Source organism: Shimia sp. R9_1, assembly GCF_017743775.1.
Lineage (GTDB): Bacteria > Pseudomonadota > Alphaproteobacteria > Rhodobacterales > Rhodobacteraceae > Shimia.
This window is the reverse complement of record NZ_JAGHRN010000007.1, coordinates 121166-138140: the sequence shown is the minus strand read 5'-3', so window position 1 is coordinate 138140 and position 16975 is coordinate 121166. Positions and strand designations below refer to the sequence as shown.

The window sequence follows — 16975 nt, the reverse complement described above, 5'->3', positions numbered from 1 at the left end:
CGGCTTAAAGCCCCTGCCCCGGTTTTACGTCTTTCAATTCCATCGCATCTGCTGGATCCCGCCACATCTGCTCCAGCACGTTCTGGCGCTTGATGTCTTTGCGGTGGCGCAGGGTCAGGACAATCGCCCCGATCATCGCCACAAGCAGGATCAGACCTGCCAGTTGGAACAGCAGGAAGTACTGATCATAAAGGATCAGACCCAGTGCCTCGGTGTTATGCGCATCCGTCGGTGTGACCGCGCCGCGCAGCGCCTGCGCTTCATCGGCGAACTGCCAAACCCCGAAAGCCATGCCAAGCTGCATCAAAAGGATCACACCGATGAGCAGCGCCAGCGGCATATATTGGGCCATGCCCGCCTTTAGCTCTGCAAAATCCACATCCAGCATCATCACCACAAAAAGGAAGAGCACCGCGACCGCGCCGACGTAGACGATGATCAAGAGCATCGCGACAAATTCCGCCCCCAGCAGGACAAACAGCCCCGCCGAGCTCAGAAACGCGAGGATCAACCAAAGCACCGAATGCACGGGGTTGCGGCTGATGACGGTGAAAAACCCGCCAGCGATCACGCAAATCGCAAACAGCCAGAAAGCTAATGCCGCCATGGTCATGTGTCATTTCCCTCTTTTTCCGCCAGAACCTCCTGCACGATTTCCATCGCGCGGGTGGTGGCGGGAATACCGGCGAACATCGACATCTGGCCGATGGTCTCCACGATTTCTTGTTTTGTGGCCTCTGCTTCCACCAGATGGCGGACCGTCAGGCGCATTTGCGCATCCGCCTGCGCGCCCAGCATGGTGAGCGCCCCGAGCGTCAGCAGAAGGCGGGTTTTGGCATCCAGCCCGCCCTGATTGATGGTGTTGCCAAAGAACATTTCCATCACGTCCTTGGGCATGGTGGGCCAGAGCGCCTCAAACCCTTTGGGCGTGAAGCTCTCCAGCGCCGGATTGAAGGCTTTCGCCATCTCCTGATACTGGGCGAACATCGCCTGATACGGGTTTTTGCTGTCGCTCATGGTCCTGTGATCCTCACTCAGCGATAGGGGGCATCAATTTCGAGGTTGCGGGCAATTTCCGCTTCCCAGCGGGCACCGTTCTCAAGGAGTTTCTCCTTGTCATAAAACAGCTCTTCGCGGGTCTCGGTGGCAAATTCGAAGTTTGGCCCTTCGACAATGGCATCCACCGGGCAGGCTTCCTGACAGAAGCCGCAGTAGATGCATTTGGTCATGTCGATGTCATAGCGGGTGGTGCGGCGGGAACCGTCGTCACGTGGTTCCGCATCAATGGTGATGGCCTGTGCCGGGCAGATCGCTTCGCAGAGTTTGCAGGCAATGCAGCGCTCTTCGCCGTTTGGATAGCGCCGCAGGGCGTGCTCGCCACGGAAACGAGGAGACAACGGGCCTTTCTCGTGCGGATAGTTCACGGTGGCTTTGGGTTTGAAGAAATACTTCATGCCAAGTTTGAAGCCACCAATGAAATCCTTCAGCAGGAAGTAGCCGGCGGCGCGTTTGTAGTCGATTGCCGTCATATCAGCCTCCAATCGCCCAGCGAGCGTAAGCGCCGCCGAAGAGTTCGAATTTTGCAAGGAACGCGACCAGAACAACCCAAGCCAGAGACATCGGCAGGAAGATCTTCCAACCAATGCGCATCAGCTGGTCGTAGCGGTAGCGCGGGGTGATTGCCTTCACCATCGAGAAAATGAAGAAGACAAAGCAGATCTTGGCAAACATCCAGAAGATGCCATCGGGCAGGAAGTTCACCGGGGAGAGCCAGCCGCCGAGGAACAGCAGCGACACGAGGGCACACATCAGAACGATGGCCACATATTCGCCGATCATGAACAGCAGGAACGGCGTGGAGCTGTATTCTACCTGATAGCCTGCAACCAGCTCGGATTCCGCTTCGGGCAGGTCAAACGGCGGGCGGTTGGTTTCCGCCATGGCCGAGATCAGGAAGAGGAAGAGCATCGGGAAATGCGGCAGCCAATACCAGCTGAGCGCGCCGTATTTGCCGTCTTGCGCGTTCACGATGTCGCCGAAGTTCATGGAGCCGGTGGTGATGATCACGCCAATGATGATCAGACCCAGCGACACCTCATAAGAGATCATCTGCGCCGCAGAGCGCAGGGAGCCGAGGAACGGGTATTTGGAGTTGGAGGCCCAACCGCCCATGATGACGCCGTAGACCTCTAGCGAACTGATCGCCATGACGTAAAGAATGGCGACGTTGAGGTCAGAGACCACCCAGCCGTCATTAAAAGGGATCACCGCCCAGGCAATCAGCGCCATCACAAGGCTGACCATAGGCGCAAGCAGGAAGACCGCCTTGTCTGCGCCCGCCGGATAGACGATCTCTTTCACCGCGTATTTGATGAAATCCGCGAAACTTTGCAGCAGACCGAAGGTGCCCACCACGTTGGGCCCCCGGCGCAGCTGGACAGCGGCCCAGATCTTCCGGTCCGCATAGAGCAGGAACGCCAAGGCGACCAAAAGCGGCACAACAACCAGAAGCACCTGCCCAAGTGTCAGGAGGAAGATGCCGAGGTATGTGGTGGTAAAGAAATCAGTCATGGGTCCTCACACCGTAGGTATTCCGTTTTCTTCGCAGTTCGCGACGATGACTTCGGCGTCAATCGTTTTGAGACCACGGGGCAGCGCCGGGGAGATGGTGTAAACCGCATCCCCCTTCCAAAGTCCGCCCTGATTGTCTGTTGTTGTGCGCACGTGGCGGGCAAAGCCAAAGCCACGGATCAGCGTATATTGCGCGGCGGCGCATTCGGCATAATCATGCACGTCATCCGCATCCCGCGCGCCGGTCATGGCAACGTGGAAATTCACCAGATCCCCTTCCAGCAGCCGCGTGTCCACCCCCTGATAGTCGGGGACAAAAGCGGTCTCCCCACGGCTCACATCCGTGCCCGATTGCGGGGCACAGGCCGCAAGCCCGATGACACAGGCCGCTGCAAGCGTGATATGGAGAGAAAGGCGTGTCATCCTGTGCTTATTCCGCCGCGATCTGTTCTGAGCCGCGCGCCTTGGCCGTGGCGGAAAGCTCCGCCATCAGCGCGCTGGCGCGGGCAATTGGGTTTGTCAGATAGAAGTCTTTTACCGCTGGCAGGAAGGTCGCCTTGCCAAGGGGCCCCGCGTCAATCGCGGCCACTTCGTTTTCCGCAACCTGATCAATTTTGCCGATATGCGGAACCTCTTTGATCAGCGCCTGACGCAATTGCGCCAGCGAGTCATAGGGCAAAGTCGCGTCCACCTCAGCACTGAGCGCTCGCAGGATGGCCCAGTTTTCCTTGGCCTGACCGGGCGCAAAACCGGCGCGCATGGAGAGCTGCGGGCGTCCTTCGGTGTTTACAAAGAGGCCGTTTTCTTCGGTGTATGCGGCGGCAGGCAGGATCACATCGGCGCGGTGCGCACCGCGATCGCCGTGGCTGCCCTGGTAGATCACAAAGGCACCGGCGTCGATCTCGACCTCATCCGCGCCCAGATTGTAGATCACCTCCGCACCGTCGATGGCGGCGTCCATGCCGCCTTCGGTGACAGCACCCACATCCATGGCACCGACGCGCGCAGCGGCGTTGTGCAGGACCAGCAGTTTGCTGTTGGATTTCTCTGCGGCCTCAAGCGCGGCGGCCAGCACAGCCAGACCGTCGGCTTCGCGCAGCGCGCCTTGGCCCACGATCACAATCGACGGCGCGTCTTTCACCTTGTCAAAATCATGCTGTGCAAAATCGGCCAGTGCAGCGCGATCAGAGCCCATATGGGCATACTCATAGGTCAGTTCCACAGCCGGACCAATCAAGCCCACCTGCGCGCCCTTGAGCCAAGCTTTGCGGATGCGGGCATTCAGCACCGGCGCTTCCTCGCGCGGGTTGGTGCCGATCAGCTGGATGAACTTGGCATCCTCGATGTCTTCGATGGTGGCTGTGCCCACATAGGCTCCGCGATTGCCAATGGGCAGGCGCGCGTTGTCTGTGCGGCATTCCACGTTGCCTTCCAGGCTCTGAACCAGTTGCTTCAGGGCGAAAGCCGCCTCAACCGGCACCAGATCCCCGATGAGACCAGCCACCTTTTTGCCCTTCATCGCGGCGGCGGCGGCGGACAGGGCCTCCCCCCATGTGGCGGGCTTCAGCTTGCCATCCACGCGCACGTAAGGCTGATCGAGACGCTGGCGGCGCAGGCCGTCCCAGACAAAGCGGGTTTTGTCGGAAATCCACTCTTCGTTCACGCCATCATGGTTGCGCGGCAGGATGCGCATCACTTCGCGCCCCTTTGTGTCAACGCGGATGTTTGAACCAAGCGCGTCCATCACGTCGATGGTTTCTGTCTTGGTCAGTTCCCACGGGCGGGCTGTGAAGCTGTAGGGCTTGGAGGTCAGCGCGCCGACCGGGCAGAGATCGATGATGTTGCCCTGCAGGTTGCTGTCCAGTGTTTCGTTCAGATAGCTGGTGATTTCCGCATCCTCACCACGCCCGGTCTGACCCATCTGGGTGATGCCCGCGACCTCGGTGGTGAAGCGCACACAGCGCGTGCAAGAAATACAACGTGTCATTGTGGTGGCCACAAGCGGGCCGAGGTTCAGATCGTCCACCGCGCGTTTGGGTTCGCGGAAGCGGTTTTCACTGATGCCGTAGGCCATGGCCTGATCCTGAAGGTCACATTCGCCCCCCTGATCGCAGATCGGGCAATCCAGCGGGTGGTTGATGAGCATGAACTCCATCACGCCCTCACGCGCCTTTTTGACCATGGGCGAGTTGGTTTTGACCACGGGCGGCTGGCCTTCCGGCCCCGGGCGCAGGTCGCGCACCTGCATGGCGCATGACGCGGCAGGTTTGGGTGGGCCGCCAACAACCTCCACAAGGCACATCCGACAGTTGCCCGCAATCGACAGGCGCTCGTGGTAGCAGAAACGCGGTATTTCGATCCCGGCCACTTCGCAGGCCTGGATCAGGGTCATCGCGCTTTCTACCTCGACTTCGGTGTCGTCGATGATGATCTTGCGGAGGTCAGACATGGCTTACTTCGCCCTCAAATACACGCCGATCTGGCTGTTTCGTTCGATTTCGGCGCGCCCCAACGCACAGAAAGTTTCCGGATTGTCGTAGCTGGCGCCCTTGTGTTTGAAATAGGCCTCGCCACGGGCACGCATGCGCGCCTTCTCGTCGTCAGAGTCCAGAAAAGACTGGATTTCCTCGTTGGTGTAGCCCAGCTGGCGCGCTTTGCGGACAAGCGCCCAGCCGTCGGTCGCGCCTTTGAGCTTGCGCCCATCGAGGCTGTCACAGACATCAGCGATCTCAAAAGCAACCAGCGCCCAGTAAAGCGGCTCGTAGATCTCTTTCACATCCCGCAGCGATGGTTTGGCCGAGGCCCCTCCCGCGAGAACAAGACTTCCCAAGACAACAGCGGACATCAGACGTTTCATGCGCACACTCCTTTTGCACAGGCAAAGCGATCCTTTGCCAAGCTGCACAGAGCGGCGGAGAGGTCTGTTAGGCAATAACAGCCCGCGTATGTCTGATATCCGATCAAGGGCGACAGAACCCTTCCAGCGTGATTTTGTCGTCCACCGGAATGATGGTGTCATCCTCTGGGCCAACCAGCCAATCCACGTTTGTCGTTCCGTATTCTGCGATGCAGTATTTGAACGCCTCATATTCCCCTGCCTGACGCGCGCCGAGCAGGCTTTGATTGGCGCGTGCAACGGTCACAGAGAAATGATCGCGCGTATCCCGCGACACTTTGTTTGCCTTGGCTTTGTAGCTGTGCCCGTCAAAGGTCACGCGGTCGCGCTTGCTGCGGAAACTGTCCCGAAACGCCTCGCCACAGCCAGACAGGGCGGTGGCCGCCACAAGGATCATCAGAACCTTGGCACGTGGTGATTTCAGAAAGGTCTTCATAGTTAAGTCCATTGTTCGTTTACTCCGCCGCCAATGCGCCCATACGGCCGGTTTTATTGGCTTTGATGCGGTCTTCGATTTCGCCACGGAAGTTGCGGATAAGGCCCTGGATCGGCCATGCGGCCGCATCGCCAAGGGCGCAGATGGTGTGGCCTTCAACCTGTTTGGTCACATCCCACAGCATGTCGATCTCTTCGACATCCGCTTTGCCCTGCACCAGACGGTCCATGACGCGCATCATCCAGCCGGTGCCTTCGCGGCACGGTGTGCATTGGCCGCAGCTTTCGTGTTTGTAAAATTTGGACAGACGCCAGATCGCCTTGATGATGTCGGTCTGCTTGTCCATCACGATCACGGCTGCGGTGCCAAGACCGGAGCCCAGATCGTTGCGCAGATAGTCAAAATCCATGATCGCGTCGCGCATGTTTTCACCGCGCACACAAGGCACGGAGGAGCCGCCCGGGATCACCGCAAAGAGATTATCCCACCCGCCGCGAATGCCGCCGCAGTGCTTTTCGATCAGCTCCTCAAAGGAGATCGACATGGCCTCTTCGACGACGCAGGGGTTGTTGACGTGACCGGATATAGCAAAAAGCTTGGTCCCGGCGTTGTTCGGGCGGCCAAAACCGGCAAACCACTCAGCGCCACGGCGCAGGATAGTAGGCACCACCGCGATGGATTCCACGTTGTTCACCGTGGTTGGGCAACCATAAAGCCCCGCGCCCGCCGGGAATGGCGGTTTCATGCGTGGCATGCCTTTCTTGCCCTCAAGGCTTTCGATCAGTGCGGTCTCTTCACCGCAGATATAGGCACCAGCGCCGTGATGCAGGAACACATCAAAATCCCAGCCGGAACCAGCGGCGTTTTTGCCAAGCAGGCCCGCATCATAAGCTTCGTCAATCGCGGCCTGCAGAGCCTCGCGTTCCCGAATATATTCGCCGCGCAAATAGATGTAGCAGGTGTGGGCGTTCATCGCGAAAGAGGCGATCAGCGCGCCTTCGATCAGCGTGTGCGGATCATGGCGCATGATTTCGCGGTCTTTACAGGTGCCGGGCTCGGATTCATCGGCGTTGATCACCAGATAGGCCGGACGCCCGTCGCTTTCCTTGGGCATAAAGGACCATTTCAGGCCGGTCGGGAAGCCCGCGCCACCGCGCCCGCGCAGACCGGAGGCTTTCATGGTGTCAATGATCGCATCGCGCCCCTGCTGGATCAGCTTGGCAGTGCCATCCCAATGGCCGCGCGCCTGCGCGCCTTTGAGCGTGCGATCGTGCATGCCATAGAGGTTCGTAAAGATACGGTCCTGATCTTTGAGCATCCCGTTACCTTTCGTCTGTCTGACGCGCGCGCCAGATATTGAAGATCATCACAATGGCGAAAACAAACCCCGCCAGAGCAATCAGATCGAGCAGGCCGCGTGTCCGTTGGGACAGCTCAAGCCAATTGCCGATCAGAATGGCCAAAATCCAGTACACACCTGTACCAGCAATCACGAGCGCGGCCTTGCGCCCGGCTTTTGCCGAAGGGGTCTGGGTTTGGGCCGCCATGAATTAATCCTCGTATACGTCGCCTTTGGCGACCTTTTTGGAGAATTCTGTTTCACCACCTTCGGCAAGCAACTTGGCTTGTTCCACCCAGCCATCGCGGTCGATGCGGCCTTTGAACGACAGTTTGCCATCCATCTCGGCGATGTCGTCAGCGGTCCAGCCCGCGATCTGGGCAAAGGTTGTCACGCCGGCATCATGCAGCTTTTTCTCCAGCGCCGGGCCAACGCCCTTGAGCTGTTTGAGATCATCGGCGGCATCCGCCTGGGCTACTTTCTTGGCTTTGGCCTTGGGCTTGGACGCTTTTTTCTCAGCTTTCTGATCCGCTTTCTTCGCCTCCTCGGCCTGTTTGGCGGCGGGCTTGGGCGTTGGCGCCGGTTTGGGCGGTTGGCCTTCTGCGGCGCGTCCGGCAACCACACCGTCTTTGCCGACCCATGGGGTCAGAATGGGCACTTCGGTGCCGTCGATGCGTTTGATGGAATCGCCAATATCGGTGGCGAGCTGCACAGAGGCGTTATACTGCGTCTGGCCGCTGTCATAGTCTTTCAAGCTGGTCAGGCCGGAGAGAGGCTCGGCGGCGTAGCGCCCATTTTGCGGACCCGGTGTCGGAACATTGCCAGCAGCCATGTCATCGAGCATCTGGGCAAAGCCTTCGGCGGTCAGATCCTCAAAGTAGTCTTTGCCAATCTGCGCCATAGGTGCGTTGGTGCAAGCCCCGAGGCATTCGACCTCTTCCCAAGAGAATTTGCCGTCTGCTGACAGCTCATGCGGCTTGGCCGCGATCTTCTCTTTGCAAACCGCGATCAGATCTTCTGCGCCGCAGATCATGCAGGAGGTGGTGCCGCAAATCTGGATGTGGGCGACAGAGCCCACCGGCTGCAGCTGGAACATGAAGTAAAAGGACGCGACCTCAAGCACGCGCATATAGGCCATGCCAAGCATATCGGCGACGGCCTCAATTGCGGGTTTGGTGAGCCAGCCTTCCTGTTCCTGCGCACGCCATAGCAGAGGGATCACCGCAGAGGCCTGACGGCCGTCCGGATATTTGGTGATCTGCGCCTCGGCCCAGATCTGGTTGGCAGCGGTGAAAGCGAAGCTTTCGGGTTGTTCGTGGTGAAGGCGTCTGAGCATGTTATTCAGCGTCCTCTTTGCCAAGCGGAAGGGTCATATTGCAATTTAGCAAAACTAGATCAGTGTTTGGTATTCGAGACAACTCAGCCATTTTGCTGCCAGGCTGCATGAGGTCGTACATACCGTTAAAGAGCGTCGGGCAAACGTCATACAGAAATTTGTAGAGCGGATCGCCTTGCGTCTCCAAAATTTTGAACACCGCTTTGGTTGTTCCTGCGCCAAGCGTCGTCACGGATACATCTGAGGTACCGAGCCCGTTCGGTTTCTGAAAACTCATCCCCGCATCACAGCTTCCAAAATCACCCACTGAAAAATCCAGAGACCCTCCTAGTTGGCTTTCATTAAGGGCACACCGCATGAAGGCCTGCGACGTTGGGACTTGAATTTGTTGCGCTTCCGCGCGGGTCCACATGCCTTCCGCAAGTAGTAGCGCAAACCCCAAAGCTAAAAACAGAAGAGATCGTAGTTGTGTCAAATTCACCGATCAATCTCCCCGAACACGATGTCCATGGTGCCGATGATGGCGGCGACATCGGCGAGCTGGTGGCCGGTGGCGATGTGATCCATCGCTTGCAGATGCAGATAGCCCGGCGCGCGCAGCTTGGCGCGGTAGGGTTTGTTGGTGCCATCCGCCACCATATAGACGCCAAATTCGCCTTTGGGCGCTTCGACAGCGGCGTAGACCTCACCGGCAGGCACGTGGAAGCCTTCGGTGTACAACTTGAAGTGGTGGATCAGGCTTTCCATCGAGGTTTTCATGTCACCGCGTTTGGGCGGGGTCAGCTTGCCGCGCGACAGCACGTCGCCGGTAGCTTCGCGCAGTTTCACAATCGCCTGACGCATGATGCTGACCGATTGGCGCATCTCTTCCATGCGCATCAGATAGCGGTCATAGCAGTCGCCGTTTTTGCCGACCGGAATCTGGAATTCAAACTCGTTGTAGCACTCATAAGGCTGCGCGCGGCGCAAATCCCATGCCATGCCCACAGAGCGCGCCATCACACCGGACATGCCGTAATCCAGCACGTCCTGCTCGGTCACGACGCCGATGTCGACGTTGCGCTGTTTGAAAATCCGGTTTTCGGTCAGCAGCTCGTCAATATCCGCGATCACCTGCGGGAACTCGATGGCCCATTCTTCGATGTCATCCACCAGCTTGTCGGGCAGATCCTGATGCACACCTCCAGGGCGGAAGTAGTTGGCGTGCAGACGCGCACCGCAGGCGCGCTCATAGAACACCATGAGCTTTTCGCGCTCTTCAAAACCCCAGAGCGGCGGGGTCAGTGCGCCGACATCCATCGCCTGAGTGGTGATGTTCATCAGGTGGTTCAGCACACGCCCGATTTCGCAGAACAGCACGCGAATGAGTTGAGCGCGGCGTGGCACTTCGGTGCCGGTGAGCTTTTCAATCGCCAGACACCATGCGTGCTCCTGATTCATCGGCGCCACATAGTCGAGGCGGTCGAGATAGGGCAGGTTCTGCAGGTAAGTGCGGCTTTCCATCAGCTTTTCGGTGCCGCGGTGCAACAGGCCGACGTGGGGGTCGCAGCGCTCTACGATTTCACCGTCGAGCTCCAGCACCAGACGCAGCACGCCGTGGGCCGCCGGGTGTTGCGGGCCGAAGTTGATGTTGAAGTTGCGGATCTTCTGTTCGCCGCTCAGCGCATCCACGCTGCCGTCATCAAATTTGGAGCCGTCCATCATGAGGTGCCCTCCTTCTCATCGCCGGGCAGGATGTAGTTGGCCCCTTCCCATGGCGACATGAAATCAAACTGGCGGTAATCCTGCGTGAGCTGAACCGGCTCATAGACCACGCGCTTTTGCACTTCGTCGTAGCGCACTTCGGTGTAGCCGGTGGTCGGGAAATCCTTGCGCAGCGGATGGCCGCGGAAGCCATAATCGGTCAGCAGGCGGCGCAGGTCCGGATGCTCGGAGAAGATGATGCCGAACATGTCAAAGACTTCGCGCTCAAACCAATTGGCCGACGGATGCACGGAGGTGATGGACGGAACTGTCTCCTCCTCACGTGCCGCCACGCGCAGGCGCACGCGCTGGTTCTGAAACATGCTCAGGAAGTGGTAGACCACGTCAAAACGGCGGGAACGCTCCGGGTAGTCCACAGCGGTGATGTCCACGAGCGTGGAGAAACGGCATGTGGCGTCGGAGCGCAGGAAATCGACAAACTCCACAATGTTGGTGGGTGTCACGTCGATGGTGAGCTCGTCAAAGGCGACGTGCCAGCTCAGGACACAATCGGGGCGCTTCAGCTCGATGTGGGCGCCAAGTTCATTCAGGGCTTCGCTCATCGTTCAATGGTCCCCGTGCGGCGGATTTTGCGTTGCAGCTGAAGCAGACCATAGAGCAGCGCTTCTGCGGTGGGCGGACAGCCGGGAACGTAGATGTCGACAGGGACAATGCGGTCACAACCGCGCACAACAGAGTAGCTGTAGTGGTAGTAGCCGCCGCCGTTGGCGCAGGACCCCATGGAGATCACATAGCGCGGCTCTGGCATCTGGTCATAAACCTTGCGCAGCGCGGGAGCCATTTTGTTGGTCAGCGTCCCTGCGACAATCATCACGTCAGACTGGCGCGGGGAGGCACGTGGTGCAATGCCAAAGCGCTCTGCATCGTAACGCGGCATGGAGGTGTGCATCATCTCAACCGCGCAGCAGGCCAGACCAAAGGTCATCCAGTGCAAGGAGCCTGTGCGGCCCCAGTTGATCAGGTCTTCGGCGTTGGTGAGCAGAAAGCCCTTGTCCTGAAGCTCTGTGTTGATGGCCTGCGTGACCACCTCGCGGTCAACTCCAGCGGTATTTGAACCGGTCATCACTCCCATTCCAGCGCTCCTTTTTTCCATTCATAGGCGAACCCAATGGTCAATACGGCCAGGAACACCATCATGGACCAGAAACCGATCATCGACACATCCTTGAAGGCGACGGCCCAAGGGAAGAGGAAGGCGATTTCCAGATCGAAGATGATGAAAAGGATCGAAACCAGATAGAAGCGCACATCGAATTTCATGCGGGCGTCATCAAAGGCGTTAAAGCCACATTCGTAGGCGCTGACTTTTTCGGGGTCGGGGCTGCGAACGGCCAAAACAACGGCGGCAAGAATGAAAACAAGACCGAGGCCGATCGCTACGGCCATAAAGACGAGAATGGGGAAATATTCCCTGAGCATCTCTTCCAATGGTAGCTCCTTTCATGCACGCCGAGTTGGTGCAGTCAGATGGCTTTAAATACTCTCCGTGGGTTTACCGCCGCGTCATGTCTGGGTCAACAATTTGCATGGCATGCCCACGGTCAGTTGATTTCACGTTTCCTATTAAAAAAGAATTGCTTAAGGCAAAAAACTGCATCTGTGAAAGAATAGAGCCTGCAGCGTGGCCTCGCGAATCTTCGTGAATGACCGTGGCCGAAAGGGTTGATTCCAAAATTGGTTAATACCGCAGGGTTTTCGTCAGCTTCGGCAAGTTCATTGCCTCAGACAGAGGCGCAAGACATTCTGGCACGCTTTACCCTCTGATCTTACGTATTTATTCCGGCGCCTCTGTGGGGACGGCTTCGGCAAAATGGCGCAGATTTTGCAGCCCGGCCTCCATGGCATGCATCAGCGCGTTTACATCTGGCGTGGCCCATTCGGGAAAGACTTCAGTGAGTTCGCCAGCCACCTCGCCCGCCACTTCCTGACTGCTGGCAAGAACTGCGGCGGCATAATCATCAAAGGTTTGCGTCGGGTTCTCGGCTTGCCAGCGCTGATATGCCGCATACTCAAAAGCGGTTGCCGCAGCCAAGCCGACAACCGGAACCGCGACGGCCACCCGCCGAAGGCGCGCCTTGGCTTTCTCTTTGGAGCGGGCCTTGGCGACAGCGCGCCTTTCTTCGGCCTCAGATTTCACTTCGGCAAGCGCCAGCGCGCTGGTGACAGCTGCGGCGCGCCAAATGGGCTGAACCACAAAGTTGAGTACGCCAAGCGCAAGGTTGGCCAAAAGGCTCACCACAAAGAGCAGGCGCAAATTGGTGCACACGAAAAGAAAGATCCAGCGCATCGGCTTGCGTCTCCCAGAACCAGACAGCGTGCAGCGAGAGCTACACCCCGTGCCAGCCTAGCGCACCCAAGCCGGTTTTTCTTTGGCGAAAAACGCTTTGATGCCTTCCTGCGCCTCAGCCCCTTCCCAGCAGGCCACGAGCTCAGAAATTGTGTGGTCGATCACCGCGTCATCAATCGTTGGTCCAAGTTTGCGCGCCAGCGCCTTTGCGCGTGCCACGGCTTCGGGCGCGCAGGAGAGATACGGGACAATTTCAGCCTCCACGGCGGCGTCCAGATCATCGCTAGGAACCGCTTTGGCCAGAAGCCCAAGCGCAACCACTTCTGGGGCCTTGAAAAGGCGGGCCGACATAAACACACGGCGGGCCATCGCCTCCCCCATGCGCGACAGCACATAAGGCCCGATGGTTGCCGGGATCAGACCCAGCCTGGTTTCGGTCAGCCCCATGGTCAGGCTGTCAGCGCCAATCGCCACATCACAGACACTCGCCATGCCAACACCCCCGCCAAAGGCGTTGCCCTGCAGGCGACCGATCAAGGGCTTTGGTAGGGTGTTGAGCGCCTGAAGGGCCTCCGCCAGTTTGCGGGCCTCGACAAAGCGGGTCTTTGCATCAGCAGCCATCTGCGCCTGCATCCACCCAAGATCACCGCCCGCACAAAATGATTTGCCCGCGCCGGTCAGCACAACCACGCGCACCGCAGGATCAGCGCCAAGCGCTTCGGCAGCCTGTTTGAGTTCGGTGATCATGGTGCCGGACATGGCATTGTGTTTTTCTGGGCGGTTGAGCGTCAGCGTAGCGACGCCGCGTGCATCCACATCAATCAAGAGCGTTTCAAAGCGCATTAAGATCAGTCCTTATTCCGTGGGCAAACGCATGGCGCGCGCCATCTCTGCCGCCTGAGACACCACAGCCAGATCGAGACCGGTTTCATAGCCAAGGGTTTCAAGCCGCGCCGCGACCGCCTCGGTCGCCACATTGCCGGCTGCTCCGGGCGCATAGGGGCATCCGCCCAAACCACCTACGGCCGCATCAAACACACGCAGACCAAGCGCAAGCGACGCCTCGATATTCAGAAGCGCGCGGCCTGCGGTGTCATGATAATGGCCCGCCAGTTTTGCGGCAGGCACCTCTTCAAGCACCGCCAGCAACATGGCTGTGATGCTTTCCGGCGTGGCCTGTCCAATGGTGTCACCAAGGCTGATTTCATAGCATCCCACATCGTTGAGATGTTTCGCCACTTCCGCCACCTTTGCCGGGGATGTCAGACCGTCATAGGGGCAATCAGTGACGCAGCTGATGTAGCCGCGCACGGGAATCTGCGCTTCCTTGGCAGCCGCGACAACCGGGGCAAAGCGCTCAAGGCTTTCCGCGATGGTTGCGTTGATGTTGGCCTTGGAAAACCCTTCAGAGGCCGAGCCAAAGATCGCAATCTCATCCGCGCGCGCCGCAACTGCGCCCTCAAAGCCGCGCATGTTGGGGGTCAGGGCCGCATAGCGCACACCGGCTTTGCGGGTGATGCCCGCGAGCACGGCCGCGGAGTCTGCCATCTGCGGCACCCATTTGGGGCTGACAAAACTCGCGACCTCGATGCGTTTGAACCCCGCCTCGCTCAGGCAGTCCACCAGCGCGATCTTCTCCGCCGTGGGGATCTGTCGCTTTTCGTTTTGCAGACCGTCGCGCGGGCCGACCTCAAAGATCTCGACATATTCCGCCATGGATCAGGCCCCTTCCGGAATCGGGTAGAAATCCTGTGTGTAAAACTCCTGCGCGCCATCTTTGGCCCGGGCCGCCTGATAGGCGGGGCGTGCCTCAAGCCGCGCGCGGTAGGCTTCAAGTTTGGGGTACTCCGAGAGGGTCACATAGTAAGGCGCAGAATAGAGATTGAAGCCCATCATGATATCTGCCGCCCCAAAGCCGGTGGGCAAAAGGAACTCATGATCGCCCAACATGCCCTCCAGCGCCGCCATGGTCACCTGCAGACGTTTGGTATTGAGCTTGATGACCGTCGGGGAGATCAGCGCCGGATCACGCAGGAACACATGCTGCATATTGAGGTGCTCAATCAAACCCGCCTGGGTTTCGGCAAAATGCATGAGCTGGAGGTATTTGGCCCTATCTGGAGCGCCGGCGGCCACGCCAAGACCCGCCTCAGGGTGGGTTTCGGCGAGATACTCAAGAATGGCACCGCTTTCGATCATGGTCAGCCCGTCGATCTCTATGGCGGGGGCGCGGGCGGCGGGGCTGATCGCCCTTACCTCAGGCGCGCGCATGGTGCCTTTGCGGATGCTGTGCGCGATGATCTCGGCCTCAAGGCCCAGCTCTTCCAACATCCAGAGGACACGGAAAGACCGAGAGAATGGAACATGGTGCAATCTGATGCTCATTCTGCGGTCTCCTCTTCTTCCAACAGGATCAAGGCGGAGCCGTCTTCCACCTGCGCGCCTTCTGTCACAAGCACGTCGGCGACAATGCCATCGCGTGGTGCGAGCAGGGAGTGCTCCATTTTCATGGCCTCCAATATTGCCAAGCGGTCGCCCTGCGCCACGGTTTGTCCTGCCTCGGCAAAAATCGCCTTCACAAGGCCCGGCATCGGTGCCGCGATGAGATTGCCGCCCGCTGCGGCTTCGTCTTCGCGCTCCAGTGGATCAACAACCGTGAAACGATAGCCATTGCCCCAGAACACCGTCAGCTCATTACCGGTGCGGGCTGTGCGGGCGAGGGTTTTGGTGTCATCGACCCACCAAGCGCCGGTCTTGTAGGTGACCTCGTGGCTGGCCTCACCGATCTGCACAGAATAGGCGCCGGTGTCATTCACCTGCACCGCCACATCAAAACGCTCGTCATTATGGGTGAGCGTGACCACATGGGTGAGCGGGGACCAGAGCACCAAGGTGTTTGCGGGGGCCGACCCGTCCAACGGGCGCAGGCCCATGGCCGTCAGTCCCGCGATGGCGCGGGATTTGGTGCAGGCGACAGGTTGTTGCGCCAGCGTGTCGATGTTGCGATCAATCAGGCCCGTGTCCACATCTCCCGCCACAAAGTCGGGCTGCGCCGCCAGCAGAGCCAGAAAGCTCACATTGGTCACGGTGCCGCCAACATCGGTCCAGCGCAGGGCGCGCTCAAGCTGTTTCAGTGCCACGTCGCGGGTCGGGCCATGCACGACAAGCTTCGCAATCATCGGATCATACCAAGGGCTGATCGTGTCCCCGGCACGCACACCACTGTCGATACGCGCCTGCGCGGGGAACTCCAGATGGCTGAGCGTGCCTGTGGCGGGCAGGAAGCCTTTGGGCACATCTTCTGCATAGATGCGCGCCTCAAACGAATGTCCGGTGATGGTCAATGCGTCCTGAGACTTGGGAAGTGGTTCCCCAGAGGCCACGCGTAGTTGCCATTCCACAAGATCCACACCGGTGATCGCTTCGGTCACAGGATGTTCGACCTGAAGGCGGGTGTTCATTTCCATGAACCAGAAGCCATCGGGCCGCAGACCATTGCTGCCATCAACAATGAACTCGATGGTGCCTGCGCCTTTGTAGCCAATCGCCTCAGCCGCGCGCACCGCCGCTTTACCCATGGCCGCGCGCATCTCTTCGGTCATGCCCGGTGCGGGCGCTTCCTCGATCACCTTCTGGTGCCGACGCTGTAAAGAGCAGTCGCGTTCAAACAGATGCACCGCGGATGTCCCATCGCCAAACACCTGCACTTCGATGTGGCGCGGGCTGGTGACAAACTTCTCAATCAGCACATCGGGGTTGCCAAAGGCGGTGGTGGCTTCGCCCTGTGCGCTGGCCAGCGCATCCGCAAATTCGGCAGGTTTCTCCACAAGCCGCATGCCTTTGCCGCCACCGCCCGCGACCGCCTTAATCAGAACCGGATAGCCAATGGCATCTGCCTGTTCGGCCAGAAACGCAAGATCCTGATTTGCGCCGTGATAGCCCGGCACCACAGGCACATCGGCCTTCTCCATAAGCGCCTTGGCAGCATCTTTGAGCCCCATGGCGCGGATGGCGTCAGCAGAGGGGCCGATGAAGGTCAGGCCTGCCGCCTCGACAGCCTCCACGAATTCGGGATTTTCAGAGAGGAACCCGTAGCCCGGATGAATGCCCTGAGCGCCGGTTTCCAGCGCGGCGGCGATGATCACATCCCCTTTCAGATAGCTTTCTGCCGGTGCGGCCCCACCGATGTGCACCGCCTGATCGGCTAGCGCGACATGTTTGGCACCCGCATCCGCATCCGAGTAGACCGCGACGGTTTTGACCCCCATGGCGCGGGCCGTTTCCATCACGCGGCAGGCAATTTCACCACGGTTGGCAATCAGGATTTTTTCAAACATCTCGGCCTC

Annotated in this window: 21 protein-coding genes; all 21 read right to left on the bottom strand. The window is 59.1% G+C overall.

Annotation, left to right across the window (positions count from 1 at the left end; genetic code table 11):
- Window positions 1-4: 4 nt before the first annotated feature.
- A complete protein-coding gene (locus J7399_RS18945) occupies window positions 5-607 on the bottom strand; it encodes an NADH-quinone oxidoreductase subunit J (RefSeq protein WP_209080216.1) in 603 nt (200 codons plus the stop codon).
- A 2-nt stretch (window positions 608-609) separates the two neighbouring features.
- Complete coding sequence (locus J7399_RS18940) at window positions 610-1017, bottom strand: carboxymuconolactone decarboxylase family protein (protein ID WP_209065331.1); 408 nt, start codon at window positions 1015-1017, stop codon at window positions 610-612.
- A 17-nt stretch (window positions 1018-1034) separates the two neighbouring features.
- Window positions 1035-1529, bottom strand: a complete 495-nt coding sequence (nuoI, locus tag J7399_RS18935) for an NADH-quinone oxidoreductase subunit NuoI (protein ID WP_209065332.1) — start codon at window positions 1527-1529, stop codon at window positions 1035-1037.
- A 1-nt stretch (window position 1530) separates the two neighbouring features.
- Window positions 1531-2571, bottom strand: coding sequence for an NADH-quinone oxidoreductase subunit NuoH (nuoH, locus tag J7399_RS18930; protein WP_209088881.1), 1041 nt, complete (start codon window positions 2569-2571; stop codon window positions 1531-1533).
- Between the two features lie 6 nt (window positions 2572-2577).
- On the bottom strand, window positions 2578-2994 hold the full coding sequence (locus J7399_RS18925; RefSeq protein ID WP_209088878.1) for a hypothetical protein: 417 nt from the start codon (window positions 2992-2994) through the stop codon (window positions 2578-2580).
- Between the two features lie 7 nt (window positions 2995-3001).
- Complete coding sequence (gene nuoG / locus J7399_RS18920) at window positions 3002-5020, bottom strand: NADH-quinone oxidoreductase subunit NuoG (protein ID WP_209088875.1); 2019 nt, start codon at window positions 5018-5020, stop codon at window positions 3002-3004.
- Window positions 5021-5023: 3 nt separating this feature from the next.
- A complete protein-coding gene (locus J7399_RS18915) occupies window positions 5024-5428 on the bottom strand; it encodes a DUF5333 domain-containing protein (protein ID WP_209080072.1) in 405 nt (134 codons plus the stop codon).
- Window positions 5429-5531: 103 nt separating this feature from the next.
- On the bottom strand, window positions 5532-5903 hold the full coding sequence (locus tag J7399_RS18910; RefSeq protein ID WP_209088871.1) for a hypothetical protein: 372 nt from the start codon (window positions 5901-5903) through the stop codon (window positions 5532-5534).
- Window positions 5904-5922: 19 nt separating this feature from the next.
- Window positions 5923-7221 (bottom strand): NADH-quinone oxidoreductase subunit NuoF, encoded by a 1299-nt coding sequence (nuoF, locus tag J7399_RS18905; RefSeq protein ID WP_209088868.1) that lies wholly within the window; start codon window positions 7219-7221, stop codon window positions 5923-5925.
- A 4-nt stretch (window positions 7222-7225) separates the two neighbouring features.
- Window positions 7226-7450, bottom strand: coding sequence for a DUF5337 domain-containing protein (locus J7399_RS18900; protein ID WP_209065339.1), 225 nt, complete (start codon window positions 7448-7450; stop codon window positions 7226-7228).
- A gap of 3 nt (window positions 7451-7453) precedes the next feature.
- A complete protein-coding gene (gene nuoE, locus J7399_RS18895) occupies window positions 7454-8578 on the bottom strand; it encodes an NADH-quinone oxidoreductase subunit NuoE (protein ID WP_209088865.1) in 1125 nt (374 codons plus the stop codon).
- 1 nt (window position 8579) lies between these two features.
- Window positions 8580-9059, bottom strand: coding sequence for a hypothetical protein (locus tag J7399_RS18890; RefSeq protein ID WP_209065341.1), 480 nt, complete (start codon window positions 9057-9059; stop codon window positions 8580-8582).
- Window positions 9056-10279, bottom strand: coding sequence for an NADH-quinone oxidoreductase subunit D (locus J7399_RS18885; protein ID WP_209065342.1), 1224 nt, complete (start codon window positions 10277-10279; stop codon window positions 9056-9058). Before J7399_RS18885 ends, J7399_RS18890 begins: the two co-directional genes overlap by 4 nt.
- Window positions 10279-10884: an NADH-quinone oxidoreductase subunit C gene (locus J7399_RS18880; protein ID WP_209088860.1), complete on the bottom strand. Its 606-nt coding sequence runs from the start codon at window positions 10882-10884 to the stop codon at window positions 10279-10281. The genes J7399_RS18885 and J7399_RS18880 overlap by 1 nt, the downstream gene beginning before the upstream one ends.
- Window positions 10881-11414, bottom strand: a complete 534-nt coding sequence (locus J7399_RS18875) for an NADH-quinone oxidoreductase subunit B (protein WP_209065344.1) — start codon at window positions 11412-11414, stop codon at window positions 10881-10883. Before J7399_RS18875 ends, J7399_RS18880 begins: the two co-directional genes overlap by 4 nt.
- On the bottom strand, window positions 11405-11770 hold the full coding sequence (locus J7399_RS18870) for an NADH-quinone oxidoreductase subunit A (RefSeq protein ID WP_209065345.1): 366 nt from the start codon (window positions 11768-11770) through the stop codon (window positions 11405-11407). The genes J7399_RS18875 and J7399_RS18870 overlap by 10 nt, the downstream gene beginning before the upstream one ends.
- A gap of 346 nt (window positions 11771-12116) precedes the next feature.
- Window positions 12117-12629 (bottom strand): hypothetical protein, encoded by a 513-nt coding sequence (locus tag J7399_RS18865; protein ID WP_209088857.1) that lies wholly within the window; start codon window positions 12627-12629, stop codon window positions 12117-12119.
- Window positions 12630-12686: 57 nt separating this feature from the next.
- Window positions 12687-13472: a crotonase/enoyl-CoA hydratase family protein gene (locus tag J7399_RS18860; protein ID WP_209088854.1), complete on the bottom strand. Its 786-nt coding sequence runs from the start codon at window positions 13470-13472 to the stop codon at window positions 12687-12689.
- A gap of 12 nt (window positions 13473-13484) precedes the next feature.
- The gene (locus J7399_RS18855; RefSeq protein WP_209088851.1) at window positions 13485-14345 is read right to left on the bottom strand and encodes a hydroxymethylglutaryl-CoA lyase; all 861 of its coding nucleotides are present in this window, start codon (window positions 14343-14345) and stop codon (window positions 13485-13487) included.
- A 3-nt stretch (window positions 14346-14348) separates the two neighbouring features.
- Complete coding sequence (locus J7399_RS18850; protein ID WP_209088848.1) at window positions 14349-15014, bottom strand: glutathione S-transferase family protein; 666 nt, start codon at window positions 15012-15014, stop codon at window positions 14349-14351.
- A complete protein-coding gene (locus J7399_RS18845; protein ID WP_209088845.1) occupies window positions 15011-16966 on the bottom strand; it encodes an acetyl/propionyl/methylcrotonyl-CoA carboxylase subunit alpha in 1956 nt (651 codons plus the stop codon). Before J7399_RS18845 ends, J7399_RS18850 begins: the two co-directional genes overlap by 4 nt.
- Window positions 16967-16975 lie beyond the last annotated feature (9 nt).